General features: G+C 69.0%; 13 protein-coding genes and 3 pseudogenes. 5 read left to right on the plus strand and 11 right to left on the minus strand.

The genetic code is table 11. The features are described 5' to 3' along the window. Positions 1-62: 62 nt before the first annotated feature. Positions 63-581, plus strand: a complete 519-nt coding sequence (locus EUA98_RS01005; RefSeq protein ID WP_130100809.1) for a GNAT family N-acetyltransferase — start codon at positions 63-65, stop codon at positions 579-581. Positions 582-639: 58 nt separating this feature from the next. Here EUA98_RS01005 and EUA98_RS01010 read toward each other — a convergent pair whose 3' ends face one another. Together EUA98_RS01010 and EUA98_RS01015 are read right to left on the minus strand one after the other, a co-directional pair. Continuing rightward, the gene (locus EUA98_RS01010; RefSeq protein WP_130100810.1) at positions 640-1,257 is read right to left on the minus strand and encodes an FMN-binding negative transcriptional regulator; all 618 of its coding nucleotides are present in this window, start codon (positions 1,255-1,257) and stop codon (positions 640-642) included. A 182-nt stretch (positions 1,258-1,439) separates the two neighbouring features. Continuing rightward, positions 1,440-1,937: a MarR family winged helix-turn-helix transcriptional regulator gene (locus EUA98_RS01015; protein WP_130100811.1), complete on the minus strand. Its 498-nt coding sequence runs from the start codon at positions 1,935-1,937 to the stop codon at positions 1,440-1,442. Positions 1,938-2,022: 85 nt separating this feature from the next. On the opposite strand from EUA98_RS01015, the pseudogene EUA98_RS01020 reads away from it, so the two are divergent. Further along, positions 2,023-2,841 (plus strand): annotated as a pseudogene (locus tag EUA98_RS01020) (EamA family transporter); the annotation flags it as partial. A gap of 146 nt (positions 2,842-2,987) precedes the next feature. On the opposite strand, the gene EUA98_RS01025 reads toward EUA98_RS01020, so the two are convergent. Continuing rightward, a complete protein-coding gene (locus EUA98_RS01025; RefSeq protein WP_130100812.1) occupies positions 2,988-3,815 on the minus strand; it encodes a VOC family protein in 828 nt (275 codons plus the stop codon). Positions 3,816-3,956: 141 nt separating this feature from the next. On the opposite strand from EUA98_RS01025, the gene EUA98_RS01030 reads away from it, so the two are divergent. Next, on the plus strand, positions 3,957-4,526 hold the full coding sequence (locus EUA98_RS01030) for a hypothetical protein (protein ID WP_130100813.1): 570 nt from the start codon (positions 3,957-3,959) through the stop codon (positions 4,524-4,526). A gap of 47 nt (positions 4,527-4,573) precedes the next feature. Then, positions 4,574-4,813 carry a transcriptional regulator gene (locus EUA98_RS01035; RefSeq protein WP_207218922.1) on the plus strand — a complete coding sequence of 80 codons (240 nt, stop codon included), beginning with the start codon at positions 4,574-4,576 and terminating at the stop codon, positions 4,811-4,813. A 337-nt stretch (positions 4,814-5,150) separates the two neighbouring features. Here EUA98_RS01035 and EUA98_RS01040 read toward each other — a convergent pair whose 3' ends face one another. From EUA98_RS01040 to EUA98_RS01055, 5 genes and pseudogenes are all read right to left on the minus strand, one after another. Continuing rightward, positions 5,151-5,906 carry a class II glutamine amidotransferase gene (locus tag EUA98_RS01040; protein WP_350339472.1) on the minus strand — a complete coding sequence of 252 codons (756 nt, stop codon included), beginning with the start codon at positions 5,904-5,906 and terminating at the stop codon, positions 5,151-5,153. A gap of 360 nt (positions 5,907-6,266) precedes the next feature. Next, a complete protein-coding gene (locus EUA98_RS01045; RefSeq protein WP_165372675.1) occupies positions 6,267-7,757 on the minus strand; it encodes an outer membrane protein assembly factor BamB family protein in 1,491 nt (496 codons plus the stop codon). A gap of 239 nt (positions 7,758-7,996) precedes the next feature. Further along, positions 7,997-8,449, minus strand: coding sequence for an NAD(+)--rifampin ADP-ribosyltransferase (arr, locus tag EUA98_RS20635; protein WP_242511198.1), 453 nt, complete (start codon positions 8,447-8,449; stop codon positions 7,997-7,999). 117 nt (positions 8,450-8,566) lie between these two features. Further along, positions 8,567-8,950 (minus strand): annotated as a pseudogene (locus tag EUA98_RS20640) (putative immunity protein); the annotation flags it as partial. Between the two features lie 142 nt (positions 8,951-9,092). After that, complete coding sequence (locus tag EUA98_RS01055) at positions 9,093-10,160, minus strand: helix-turn-helix transcriptional regulator (RefSeq protein WP_350339473.1); 1,068 nt, start codon at positions 10,158-10,160, stop codon at positions 9,093-9,095. Positions 10,161-10,236: 76 nt separating this feature from the next. On the opposite strand from EUA98_RS01055, the gene EUA98_RS01060 reads away from it, so the two are divergent. Next, positions 10,237-10,602 (plus strand): VOC family protein, encoded by a 366-nt coding sequence (locus EUA98_RS01060; protein ID WP_130100817.1) that lies wholly within the window; start codon positions 10,237-10,239, stop codon positions 10,600-10,602. A 1,233-nt stretch (positions 10,603-11,835) separates the two neighbouring features. On the opposite strand, the gene EUA98_RS19990 is transcribed toward EUA98_RS01060, so the two are convergent. From EUA98_RS19990 to EUA98_RS01070, 3 genes and pseudogenes are all read right to left on the minus strand, one after another. Continuing rightward, the gene (locus EUA98_RS19990; protein WP_207218923.1) at positions 11,836-12,021 is read right to left on the minus strand and encodes a hypothetical protein; all 186 of its coding nucleotides are present in this window, start codon (positions 12,019-12,021) and stop codon (positions 11,836-11,838) included. A gap of 95 nt (positions 12,022-12,116) precedes the next feature. Further along, a pseudogene (locus EUA98_RS20510) lies at positions 12,117-12,530 on the minus strand (nucleotidyl transferase AbiEii/AbiGii toxin family protein); the annotation flags it as partial. Positions 12,531-12,789: 259 nt separating this feature from the next. Then, entirely contained in the window at positions 12,790-13,503 is a 714-nt protein-coding gene (locus EUA98_RS01070) for a DUF4386 family protein (protein ID WP_130100818.1), read from the minus strand. Between the last annotated feature and the right edge of the window lie 90 nt (positions 13,504-13,593).

Below are 13,593 nucleotides of genomic sequence, written 5' to 3' on the forward strand. Positions count from 1 at the left end.
TCGCAGGGGCTGGCGTCGGGGAGGCGGGCACGCCCGGCCGCGCAGGTCCCTAAGGTTGCTTGATGTCCAGTCTCGTAGTCCTCCGGCCGATGACCAGCGCGGACGTCCAGGTCCTGCTGGCCGAGCGTTCCGGCGAGGATGGTGCGGGCGCGTTCCAGTGGTTCGGTCTCACGTCCGGCAAGCGGATGCGGGACCGGGCCGAGGCCGACGAGTTGGTCACCCCCGACGGCGGCATCCTCGCCGTCGAGCACGAAGGCGCCTTGGCCGGCAGCGTGGAGTGGTTCACGTCGGGGTGGGGACGGCCCGACACGTCGTGGTGCTGGACCATCGCCATCGGCCTCCGGGCCGACTCCCGTGGCCGCGGTGTGGGGCGCCTGGCGCAACGGCAGGTAGTGGAGTACCTGTTTGCCCATACCCGGGCGGAGCGTGTGCAGGCCTGGACCGACGTCGGCAACGTCGCCGAGCAACGGGCCCTGGACGCTGCGGGATTCCAGCGCGAGGGCGTGATCCGCAGCGGCCAGTGGCGCGCCGGGCAGTGGCACGACCAGGTCCTGTACTCGGTCCTGCGCGGCGAAGGCTGAAACCAGGCGTCCTGCTCGTCCCGCTCGCGTGCGGGTGCGCCGCGGATCTGACCGCGGGCTATTGCCCGCGGATGCGCTGCATCTCGCGAGCCAGCGACGGGTTCGCGTAGTGCTCACCGTTCTCCAGCTCATCAACGATGCGATCGACCACCTCGCGCGGCTTGTTCTGACTGAGCTTGAGCCGAGCATCGAAGCGGGTGACCCGCAGGCGTAGCCCCACCGTCCCACGCGCCGCACCGCGGGCGGCCGCTTCATCGGTCTGCAGGCTCACGGGCACCGGCATGCGGGCCTCGAAGGTGTCGACCAGTTCCCCGAGGACCCGGAAGTTCTCGCTCGCGGAGAGGATCTCGGGCGTTCCCCACAGGTCGGCCGTGACGTGGTTCCAGGTGGGGACGAGCTGCCCGGCCGGGTACCAGCTGGGCGAGATGTAGCCGTGCGGGCCCTGGATGATGACGAGCACCTCGTGTTGGCCCAGCTCGTGCGCCTGCTCGTCCGGGCGCCCGAAGTGGCTCACGATGCTGATCTCATCGCCCGTGTCCTCCTCGAGGATCACCGGATAGTGCGAGGCAACCAACCCCGCGGCCGTGTGCGACACGAAGGTCGCCCACGGGTTCTCGCGGATGAGGCGCTTGACCTCGTCCGTGTCCTCGACGACGAAGCGGGGTGTGTGGCGCATACCCGCAAGCATGCCAAACCCATCGGGTGAGGGTGGTCACGGTCACGGACGGCGGCCCGTCGCAGTCCAAGCGGCCCCCAGCAGGCCGCGATGGTCACCATTGCGATCAATCGGTCCGGCTGCATCGTGCCGCTGGAAGGCGATCATCAGGCTGAGGTAGCGCAACGGCCGCGTCCTGGCGCTCAGGGGGTGGTGGCCATCGCTGCGAGGAGCTGGCGCAGGTGGGCGTCGAGCTCACGGCGGGTTCCGGGCGGCAAGGGGGCGAGGAGTCGCTGCTGCGTCTCCAGGCCGGCGGCCACCGCCGCGTCGATGACCTCGCGGCCATGGGGGGTCAGGGCCACGATCTGGCCGCGCCGGTCGGACGGGTCCGGGACCCGGTTCACCAGGGCGGCCCGGTCGAGCCGGTCCACCCGTTGGGTGATCCCGCCGGAGGTCAGCATCAGGGACGCGCTCAGGGCCGACGGCGACAGCGCGTACGGCTCGCCGGCGCGGCGCAGCGTGGCCAGGACATCGAAGTCGCCGCGGGTGATGCCGAACCGGGCGTAGGTCGCGGTGGCCGCGTCACCGGCGGCCTTGGCGATGCGCAGGATGCGTCCGAAGACGCCCATCGCCTCGGTGTCGAGGTCGGGTCGTTCGCGCGCCCACTGCTCGAGGATGCGGTCCACGCCGTCGTCAGCCATGGCCAAAGTATGTCACCAGTGACCTTCTTGACACTTGCTTACCGCTCGCTATCTTAGGTTCTAAGGTAATTTGAGAGGACCCGACATGCCCCGCACGACCTCGGTACGACTGACGTTTCTCACGGCGCTCGCCCCGGCGCTGTGGGGCACCACCTACCTGCTCACCACGCAGCTGTTGCCGCCGGACCGCCCCCTGCTGGCGGGCACATTGCGCGCGCTGCCGGCGGGGCTGCTCCTGATCGCCGTCGGCCGCCGCCTGCCGCGCGGTGCGTGGTGGTGGAAGGCCGGCATGCTGGGGGCGCTGAACATCGGCGTCTTCTTCGCCCTGCTGTTCTTCGCCGCCTACCGGCTGCCCGGCGGGGTCGCCGCGACCCTCGGGGCGGTGCAGCCGCTGGTCGTGGCTGGGCTGTCGATCCGGCTGCTGGGGGAGAGGCTGCGGGTCCGGACCGTCGTGGCAGGGCTGGTCGCGGTGCTCGGCGTGGCCCTGCTGGTGCTGCGCGCGTCCGCCCGGCTGGACCCGGCCGGCGTCGTGGCCGGGCTGGTGGCGACCGCCGCGATGGCGCTCGGGGTCGTGCTCACCAAGCGGTGGGGCCGGCCGGTACCGCTGCTGACCTTCACGGGTTGGCAGCTGACCGTCGGCGGGCTCCTGCTCGCGCCGCTGACCCTGGTCGTCGAGGGCCTGCCACCCGGCCTGTCCGCCGTCAGTCTCGGGGGCTTCGCGTACCTCGCCGTGGTGAACACCGCGCTCGGGTACGTGCTGTGGTTCCGCGGGCTGGAGCACCTTCCGGCCGCGAGCGTGTCGTTCCTCGGTCTGCTCAGCCCCGTGGTCGCTGCAGTCGCCGGCTGGCTCGTGCTCGACCAGCGGCTGACGGGTTGGCAGCTGCTCGGCGTCGGCCTCGCCCTCGGCAGTCTCGTCGCGACTCAACGAAACCCCACCGCCGCACCAGCACACCTGGGGCGACGCGCAGCCCTCGCCCCAGGCCTGTCGCCCTGCCCGCGGCCGAGCTGGGACGGCGCAGCAGCCCGGTCCTCGATGCCTGATCTCTGGAACTACTCGCTCGGCGGTACGTACTGGCTGGCGACGAAGGACGCACCGTGCGGGTCCTGCAGCACCGTCGTGCGCACCCATGGGGCGTCGATCGGACCGCTCAGGACCCGGCCACCCAGCTCGGAGGCGCGGGCCGCGCAGCTATCGGCGTCCTCGACCGCGAATGTCACTCCCCAAAACGCAGGGGCACCGTCGCCGTCGACCGGCGCGATCGAGGCCACGACGTCCTCGAAGCCCTCCGGCCCGCCCATCGAGGCGTAGGACTCGCGCGTGCCGGGACTGCGGCGCTCCAGGTGGTCACCGTAGGCACGGAGAGCCCACGTCACCATCCCGCCGCCCAGGTCGAGGACGCGCCAGCCGAAGACTGCGGCGTAGAACTCAGCCGCCGCCGCCGTGTCGCGGGTGTGCAGGTCGTTGAAGTTGACGGACCCGTGAGCGTTGACGACGTCGGCGCCGCGCCGGCCCCGCGACTCCCAGGCCCGCAGCTGCGCGCCCTCTGGGTCGGTGAAGGCCAGGACACGGCCTTGCTCCACATCGGTCGGCTCTCCGAGGACCAGCCCGCCCGCGGCGCGCACGCGCTTGGCCGTCTCGTCGACGCTGTCGACCAGCACGTAGCTGTGCCAACCGCCCGGCTCGCCCTGCACCAACGCGCCGACCGCACCGCCGCTGAGCTGGGCCAGCAGATAGCGCCCGCCGCCGGGCGCTGGGCCAGCATCGACGTACGTCCAGCCGAAGAGCGCGCCGTAGAAGTCCTGCGCCGATTGCAGATCCGGCGTCGTGAGCTCGACCCAGTTGGGCACCCCGGGGACGAACCTGTCCTGCTCGCTCATGTCCCTCTCCTGTCTCGATCCAGGCTTCGGACGCTACTACCTGCCGGTGACCATGCAACGAGAGGACTACGAGCGGACGCACACCCATGCGGCTACTTGCCATATTGGAAAGTCCGAACGATACTTTCCAATATGGAAAACATGAGCGGTTCCCCCACTCCGGAAGAGGCCGCAGCCGCGCTGGCCGGCGCCGAGGCGTCACGCACGTCGCTGGCCCGTCGTCTTGTCGTGCCCTCGTTCTTCTCCATCTCGATCGGGACGGCCATCGCGGTGCAGATCGCCACGACCGCCGTCGGGGTGGCCGACGTCGGTCACCGGGGGGTGTGGAACCCCGCAGGCTGGCTGATGGCAAGCGGTCTGGTCGCATTGGCCGCAGTGGCGACGATCCAGCTGATCCGGTTCCGCCGGCTGAACGGCCTGTGGCTCGGCGGCTTCGCCAGCCGCGTCGTCGGCGGAACCGCGGCGGCTGCATCCCTCTCGTACGCGCTGACCTTCGGTGCTGCGATCTGGGCGGCCTTCGCTGGAGCGTGGTGGCTGGTGGGCCTGTGTTCGGTCGTCGGGGGGATGGCGTATGCGATGAGCGGTCGCCGCTGGGTGCGGATCTACCGCGGAGAGCCCGCGGCGCACGCCCGGGGCGAGTCAGCCGCCTGGCTGGCCGCTGTGGGCGTGCTCGCGCTCGCCGGTCTGGTGTTCTTGATGATCGGCCGCTGATGCCCGATCTTGACGCGCACCTTCAGTCGCCGGCCAGGCTGAGGCTGATGACGACGCTGACCGCGGTGTCCGAGGTCGAGTTCTCGACCCTTCGCGACAACCTCAACGTGAGCGACTCGGTACTCTCCAAGCATCTGGCGGCGCTGGCGGAAATTCACTACATCAACAGCCGCAAGGGCGTTCATCTCGGTCGGCGGACAACCTGGATCTCGTTGACCTCCACAGGCGGAAAGGCGCTCAGTGAGCACGTTGCGGTGCTCCGGGAGCTGATCGCGGGGGTGGAGTAGAGCAACTGGCTGCGAACCGGCTACGGGCATCCACGTTTGCCTTCGTGCCCGGTCATCGGTGGGCAGGGCGAGGAGCGCGACTAGGGACATCGCCCGGGTGCATGCGGCGACATGAGGAGTGCCCTGACCGGCCGAATCGCCGACGGCGGTGAACGTGGTGCGCGCGGCGAGGCCCACCTCGCTGGCCTGGTCGACGACGCGCCTCACCGAGACGCGTCGTCCTCAGCGGTGATCGCCCGGGGCGGCGCAGCGCGGGCTACCAGCATCGGCAATCACTCCTTCAATGGTCGCCGCTGAGCACTGCGACCATGCGCGGTCCGCCGGTGGGCGCCGTCGGTCACCGGACTGGGGCGGCCAGCTCCGGCTCGAACGGGGACATCTCCAGGTCGCCGCCGCGGACGAGGATGCAGTTCGACTCCGGGACCTCGCGCCAGGCTCCGCGCAGGCCGCCGAGGGGTTCGGACACGATGAGACGGGCGTCGTCCGAGAGCTCCCGCAGCATCGGGTTGTCCGGGTGCTGCTCCCGCAGCGTCGAGACGTCGGTGCTGACGAACAGCGATCGTGATCGCCCTTCGCTGGAGTACCGGAAGGCCCAGGTGGTCTCCCCGTCCGTGGTGGCGAACGTCCCCTGCACCGGGAAGGCGATCGAGTGGTGCCTCGCCGCCTCCTCGACGGCTCCTACCGCTCGAGCCATGGCCGCCTGCGGGTCCTCCTCGAGGCCGAACGTCCTCGCGAGGAAGAAGAGCATCTCGGTGTCCGTCGTGCCTTCGATGTCACTGAAGAACGCGGGGTCCACCATCATCGCGAGGTCGCGCTTCATCGCGTGAAAGCCGTCGATGTACCCGTTGTGCATGAACAGCCACACGCCGGAGCGGAACGGGTGGCAGTTGGTCTGCTGGACCGGCGAGCCAATCGCCGCGCGGATATGAGCGAAGACGCGCGGGGAGTGCAGGTGGGCAGCCAGTTCGCTGAGGTTGCGGTCGTTCCAGGCAGGCTCGATGCTTCGGAAGACACCGGGAACGTCGCCGTCTCCGTACCAGCCGACGCCGAACCCATCGCCGTTCGTGGCCTCCGCGCCCAGCGTGGAGTGCATGCTCTGGACGATCAACGAGTGCTCAGGCCTGTACAGCAGGTCCTGAAGGAGCACCGGTGCGCCTGAGTACGCCAGCCAACGACACATGAGAGGTCTCCGATCGGTCGACGCCATTTCACACCGTTGCCCTGATCGCCGGTTCACCCGTAGGGGGTGATCCGGTGGCACGCGGTCGGCCGGTCGCGTCGGGCTGTAGGGCGGTCATCCGGTGGTTGTCTGGCGGCGTCTCAAGGCGCCTGTTCATGCAGATGGCCGAATCGGCGCACCGCCAGCTGCCGGTACCGATATCGAGAGTCTCGAACTCAGGTAGTCGCGCAGCCGCGACGCCTGGAAGACGGCGAGCTCAGAAGGTCGGGGCATTCAGCCCAGCTGGATCATCTGCTCCTGCTGCAGGGCGATAAGTCGGCGGCCGACTTCGTAGAACCTGATGACTTCCGGCGGTCCGGTTGTCCTCCAGAGGACACGGCCGTCAGTGATGTCGACCGCAGTGAGGATCGACTCCTCGTTGTCCACGTCCGGGACGAGTACGACGCGACCATCGGTGAGCAGGTCCTGGTCCTCCGGTGGACCGTTCGCCGCGGTCCACAGGCGTCTGCCGTTGCGGGTGTCCAGCGCGATTAGGTCGTTCCCGGCGGTGGTGATCAGGCGGCGGTCCAGCAGGAGGGCTCCGGCGCGGGGCGTCGCCTTCGCGCTCCACTCGGGCTCACCGGTTCGCGCGTCGACCGCGACGATCTCGTCCCTCGCCGCACTGGTGGTGAGCAGCAGGTCACTCGCCGAGCCGTCGTCGACGTCGAGCGCGAGGAGCGGGCCGACGATCGGGAAGCCGTCCCGGGCGTCGGTCGCCGAGACGGTGCCGTACGGGACGTCGGCCTGAGCGTTCGGGGTGCCCACGACGAATCTGCCGTCGGCGAGCGCGGCAAGTTCCACCGGGCCGGCGTCAGCCTCGACGCCCTGCGCCGTCCACTCACCCAGGACCTCACCTTCCTCGGACAGGGCCATCGCGATGGGACCGCTCAACGTGATGACACCGTGCCCGGTCTGCACCTCGGGCGCCCGCGGCCCCGCTCCGGACCCGGCGCCGGGCAGTGGCCGCTCACTCTGGACGGTCCACCGCGCCCGACCGGTCGGCGGGTCCTCGCGTGTCACCTGCACGCGTCCGTCCGCGAGCACGGTCGTGACCAGGATGTCGGAGCCGAGCGCCGTCACGGTGCCGAACCCGTAGCCGAGGCTTCGACTACCGACCGTCTCGCCGGTCTGCGCGTCGAACACCACCAGGCGGGCTGCGGATAGGGGGCCGTACGCCGGGAGCTCGGCCCCCGGGGGCGCGTTGTCCTCGAAGCGGCAGGCGATGTGCGTGCTCACGTCAACGTCGGCACCAAGAGCGTGGCACTTGACGGCCTCGAAGTCGAACACGGCGACCTCGGCAAGCGCGACGTCCCACCGCTGCTCGCCCGTCACGATGTCGTTCGCCACGAGCCGGAGGTCGGAGAAGATGGTGACCATCAGATCGGGGCCGTACACCCACTCGAACGTGTGCCAGCCGCCCGACTGGCTCCACACCTCGCTCAGCGAGTCGTCCACCGGCTCGAGCAGGCCCGCCACGGCGGCGAGGTGCGCGGCCCGCGCGCGGGTCCGGAGGCCGTCGACAACGACGACCGCCGCGAGCAGCAGTGCCAGCGCGCCTCCGAGGAGAAGCCATCGACGACGAGCCCGCCGTACCGGTCTGACCTCACCGCCGGAGGGGACGACCGAACCTGCCTCCCGCCGTCCGTGGCTCGGGTTCCCGCGTGCGCGCGCCACTTCATTGGCGGCACCCTGCTCGCCGTCGTCTGCGAGTTCGACATCACGCATCCGGTCGCGCGACATTCTCCGGACATTACTCCGGCCCGGACCTGAAAGAGCCCGTCGCCGGCGTGGACGTCGCTGAGCGGTACGAGCATCGACGCCATGCCGGGGACCACCAACCCGGTCGTGGCAATGCTCACTTACCTGCACGCGAGTGCCCGTGTGCGGTGAGCGCAGGCACGCCGCTCCGTGACTGTTGCCGCGCCACAATTGCCCGAGGCCGACGGGCGGTGGATCCGCCGTCGTCAGTCGTCCATCGCTTCGATCCCGAGCTCAGCCAGTTCCGCCATGCGCTCGCGCAAGTGGTGGACCATCTCCGCCGGAGGGCGCTTCCAGCCGGCGACCTCCTCGACGACCCGCAGTGGTTCGGTCGTTCGGTAGGACCGGGTCGGATTCCCGGGGAAGCGCTTGTCGGTGACGTTCGGATCGTCCTCGATCGTGCCCAGTGGCTCGACCCGGTACACCCGCCCGGGCCCCTCGCCGCGCGCTAGCTCGGCAGCCAGTGGTGCACCCTCGCGCGCAGCGGTCAGGTAGATGTGTTTGGCCTGACGTCCCGGACCGTAGTTCGAGCGCCAGCCTGGTGTGAGCAGGTCTCCCGGACGCAGGTCGGCTCTCGTCCCGTGGAAGAACGGCCCGGGGTCGTCGACCACGCGCGGCGTCGGAGGTGGGTCCCGAAGCAGGCCGTCGAGCCGTCCCATGAGGACCGCGACCCGGGTGCGCCCGTTCGGCACCCGCGGATAACGGGTCAGGACGTCCAGGACGACCGGCCCGGCTCTCTTGGCGGCTGCGGTGATCACATATTCGGCGACCACCGGGTCATCGCCCCGCGCGAGCTCGGCCGCCCGGGCGGCATGGGCGGCCGACCCCAGGATGTGGCGCACCTGCGTCGCCTTCGCAAGCGGATGGAGGTATGCCGCCGCGGCGGCGTCTCCTGCAGCGGTCGCTGCGTGCCGTGCGACGTCGGTCTTGGCGTCTTTGGCTGCGCTGTGCGCGTCGGCCGCGGCAGTCCGTTGGAGGCGCGACCGGGGTGCCCCCTCAGCGAAGACTCTCGCGGCACGGAGGGCCGCCGCCGGGCGAGGGTCATCGGGGCGGTCTCTGTGGAACAGAACGAGTGCTGGTTCGGCGCACTCGACGGCATACCTTGCGATCGCCCGTAACTCGTCCATCGTCAACTCGAAGTCACCCGAGCGTGTCTGCATCTTCGCGAGTTTCGCACAACGGCGTCGGCTCACGCCCGAGCGCCAGCCCGACCACGGCGCACACACGCGCCGTCGACGGTTGCACGCGACCGGTGCCTATCGACAGCCAAGATGCGTGCGGCTAGCCGAGGACTTGCACCGATCAAGTGGTGCGTATGCGGTTCTCGTGGCTCGTCCTAGTCCGCATGGAGGGGATGGGCGCGATTCTCTCGCGACGGCGCGGTCGGGTGTGGGCGAGTGCTATTTCTCGTGCGAGGCGTTGCATGAGCTCGCGGGCAGCGGTTGGTGCAATGACCTCGATGTGGTCAGCGAACTGGAGCAGTTGCCGGACGCCGTCGATCTGGTCGTAGCCGATCGTGATGGTCGCTCGTCGTGAACGAGCGGTCTGGTCGATCGATCGCAGCCTGCCGCCGAGGACTCTGCGTGCGAGATCGACGCGGTCGGCGTCCAGGAGTGCGGTGACCGTGACCTCGTTGCGCCCTTCGAGCGCTTTGCCGAGGGTTTGGGCGACTCCCTCGAGCGTGGCTCCGGCCCGCAGCCGACGCGGCTCGTCGAGCACGGCCCAGCGTTCAAGGCGGGTGAGGGCGAACATTCGCGGCGCGGCGTCGACGTCGGCGATGAGGTACCAGCGGTCGGCTCGAAGCAGCAACCCGTAGGGGTCGACAACCAGGGTCTGGGGTTGGGGAGCGTCGCTTCGCCGGTAGTGGATGCGCAGTCGCCGGGTTTGCCGGAGGTCACGGGCGACGCCGGCGACATCCACGGTCTCCTGCGCGCCGAACCAGCGCCGGTTGTCGACCGTGACAACCTCGGCCAGGGACAACGGCATGACCTCGTGTCGCGGTCGCGGTGTGCGACGCCGGGTTGCCAGCTTGCCCAGTGCTCCTCTGGCCGCAGCCTCCGCACCGAGCTGCCGGGCCCGGCCCAGGTCCAGACCAACCGCACGAAATACGTCGACTTCCGACGCGGTCAGCTTGGAAAGATCGACCTGATCCCCGGGAAGAAGACTGATACCGCCGTACCTCCCACGTTCGGTGAGGATCGGGATCTCGGCCTGCACCAGCGACCGGATGTCGCGCAGGATCGTCCGGGTCGAGACGCCGAACTCAGCTGCGAGTGCGTCCGCGGTCGTGTGCTGCCGGGTCTGGAGCGCGGCGAGGATGCCGATGACCCGTTGCGGTCGGCTCATGGTCCCGCCCTCCGAGTTGAACATGACAGAACTTGTCTGATTATCGCGTCATCGTGGCGTCGTAGGTGATCCGCACCTGCGCTTCGGAAAGGAGAACCCCATGGCCGCGCCCAACCTCTTCCTCGTCTATGTCACCGATATCGAGCGTGCGACGACGTTCTACCGTGATCTGTTTGAGATCGAGCCCGTCATGCTCACGCCCCGCTACGTGCCCTTCGAGGTCGCCCCCGGCGTGCTGTTCGCCCTCTGGAACGGCCGCAGCGACCGTGTCACGTCCGAGCTGCCGCGCGCGTTCGAGGTCGGGCTCATGATGTCCCGCTCGGAGGCAGCCGTCGACGACATCTATGCCACGTGGGCGGCCAAGGGTGTGACCGTCGTGGAGGAACCCCGCGACGACGTCTTTGGCCGTACCTTCGTCATCGCCGACCCCGACGGCAACCTCATCCGCGTCTCACCCGCAGACTGATCCCGGACTCGACCATCGACCGAGCGACCGCCCGCTGCTGACGACACCCCACGCCCCGGCGTGCGCGCAAGCGCCCATTCATCGCCACTTGACGACCGTAAGCGGCGTCTCGTCCTCGCCAACCTGCGGGGCGGGGCGAGGCGTTCCCGCGGGAACGTTTCATCTCGGTAATTGAGACAGAAACGTTCACCTCCTGGCTTCGCGGATCGACCCCGGTGGGAGGCGTTCCCGCGGGAACGCCTCCCACCGACGCCGCCACGGTTCTGGTCGAGGCCACCCGCATCGGCGAGCTGCTCGCGGTCGTCGACGGCGAACCCGCCCAGGGCCGCCCGCCGGGGCCCCGGTGGCCCCGTCTCCTGCGGGCAAGGCCGAGTTTCCAGAGGAACTTGTCCATTCCGCGCTCAGATTCCTCTAGAAACCAGGTCCGGAAGCCGGACCGGCAGCCCGCCAAGGACCGCCAGGATCTCTGGGCGCTACTGGTGCTCGACTACCGCGGAATCGTGCGCCTGATGGCCATCGCACGAACACCACTTTCTGCCACCTAAGTGATGTTGGGGGAGGGCGCGGAGGAGCGCTGCGTCCGTCCGGGCAGTCGTCGTCGGGTCTGCTCTGAACCCCGACGCACGCGACGACGTCGAGTGCGTTCATGACCTCTTCCGTGTCGTCTTGCACGGAAGAGGTCGGAGCGGTGGAACAGGCTGGGGTCCTGCGTCCGCGGCACGCCGCAGACGTTCGCTGTCGTCCGCGCGAACACTCCGCGCCGCGAACGATGCGAGCGCCCGTAGGTGGGGTCCGACGTTCGCCGACGTTCGCCTCCGTCCGGTGACCGGCGGCGTTGGGGTAAGCGTTGGGGTACGGGCACAGAAGAGGCCATCTCGGATCTCTCCAAAATGGCCTCTGACCTGCGAAAACGTGGTGGGCGATACTGGGATCGAACCAGTGACCTCTTCCGTGTCAGGATTCAGCACGGGGTCCGCCAGGAACCGTCAGCGACCTTTTTGCGCAGTTCAGGCCGCTGCGCGACCACCCGCGACCGGTGCCGATTGTCGGTGGATTCGGCCGGGTTGCTACACCCGTTGCTACACGACGGCCAAACTCCCGAGGGAATCGGAACGCGACATTCATGCAGGAGCGGTGCATGACGATCCATTCGGATCAGACTCTGAACGTGAGCGGCCGGGGACGGCCAGCCGCGATCGTTGACTCGATCGTCTCAAACGCGGCCAATGGTGGCTACTGGAGTTCGTGGCGCCAGTCGAGGAAGAACTGGCGCAGGAGTGGGATCTGTTCGGGCGCGACGGCGATGTCGCTGTCGCGGTAGCGGTCGAGCGCGGCCACCATCTGGGCCAGGACATGCGGGTCGAATCCGGCGTCGAGCGCGGCGGCCTCGTCGAGCAGTTGCCGTTTGGTGTAGTGCAACGCCAGGACGTCGACGTCGGCGAAGTCGCGAGCTGCTGCCGGTCGAACAGGGCGATGAGTTTACGGCCGGCGAGCTCGTCGGGCGCGAACGTGGGTCCGATGAAGCCGGCGGTCGGCGGGCGTCCGGGTGCTGCGTCGAGGGCGAGGTCGACGAGGAGGTCTTCGGGACCGTGCGGGACGAGTCGGCAGAAGGTGGCGGTGTCGGTGTGGCGCTTGACCGTCCAGCCTCGCTCGCTGGCGGCGTCCTCGAGGGCGTCTCTGGCTGCGGGCACGTTGCGGGCTCCGGTTCGGGTGAAGAAGTCCAGGTCCTGGGTGGGGCGCGTGGTCAGGTGTTGCGCGAGCAGCGCGGCGCCGCCTGCGAGCAGGAAGCTGGCCGAGGCAGGTAGGGCGATGAACCAGGCACGATCCTGCCCAGCGAGGGCGTGGCCATCGCAGTGACCCTCGGGGCGGGGATCCTCGCGATCTGGACACTCGTCGCAATCTCTCCAGCGGCGGGCTGGCTCTGGCATATCTTGACGACCCGGCAGATCGGCGACCTCCTCAAGGAGCTTGGTGGCCCGATAGGCCAATCGGCTCGTTGCCCGTTCCCAACTGAGCACGACCGCACCGACGGTCCCCAGGGTGGATGTCACCTCACTGCCGAGAGACCTGGTGACGACGAACCAAGCGATGCATCTCAAGGCGATCGTGGTCAGTCGTCACCACCGTGGGCCGCCCGGAGTCTCCCTGGCCCTTGTTGACGTCGGTTGCCTCCGGTGGGGTGGAAGCTCACACCGCGCCGAGCGCCAGCTGACGGTCGATCTGTCCTAGGGCGTTCGCTCGGTGCGTGAGGAGCACCGTGGCGAGCCAGGCGAACCAGATGATCTGCAGCAGTCCGAACGCGTAGCTCGCCTCGTGCAGCGCCGGAACGGTGGAGACCAGGCCGATGAGCCCGGTCGCTGCGCCGAACCAAACCAGCGTCGTGGGCAGTGCCCGGCCGCGCAGCGCGGTCCAACTCACTACCAGCAACCACAGGCCGGCGAGGGTCTCTCCGCCGGCTCCGCTGAGGCTGTCGGTGACGGGCTCGATCGCTTGCCAGACCACGGCTGCCTGCTCGGGGCTCTTCTCGGCAAGAGAGACAACTGTTCCCATGCCGTGGTTGAAGATGAGTCCGCTCAGGACGAGCGCGGTCGCCCACATCAGCCCCAGGACGGTCGCGACCCGGGCGCCCAGGTCACTGCCGTGGCGAAGGCGCTCGAACAACGACAGCACCAGAACTGCCAGGACGACGCCGAGGAAGACATAACTGACCAGGTACATCGCGTACATGCTCGGGTAGTTGCGCACGATCGAGGTGACCTTCTCAGCCGCGGTCGTCGCCGCGGGGTAGTCCACGACGAGCAGGAAGAACGGCATCGCGGCGATGTACGCCAACGCCAGGTAGAGCGCGGCCAGTCCGCCCGCCTTGTCATGCGGGGCGCCTTGCTGAGTTACGGGGAACATGGGATCTCCTTCCTTGGGCCTCGACGTCGCGAGGAGGCCGCGTCGTGGGTGTACGTACTTAGTAAGTAGTGTGATACTTACGCAGTAAGT

Origin of the sequence: Pengzhenrongella frigida, from assembly GCF_004168625.1 — a bacterium.
Classification (GTDB): domain Bacteria; phylum Actinomycetota; class Actinomycetes; order Actinomycetales; family Cellulomonadaceae; genus Pengzhenrongella; species Pengzhenrongella frigida.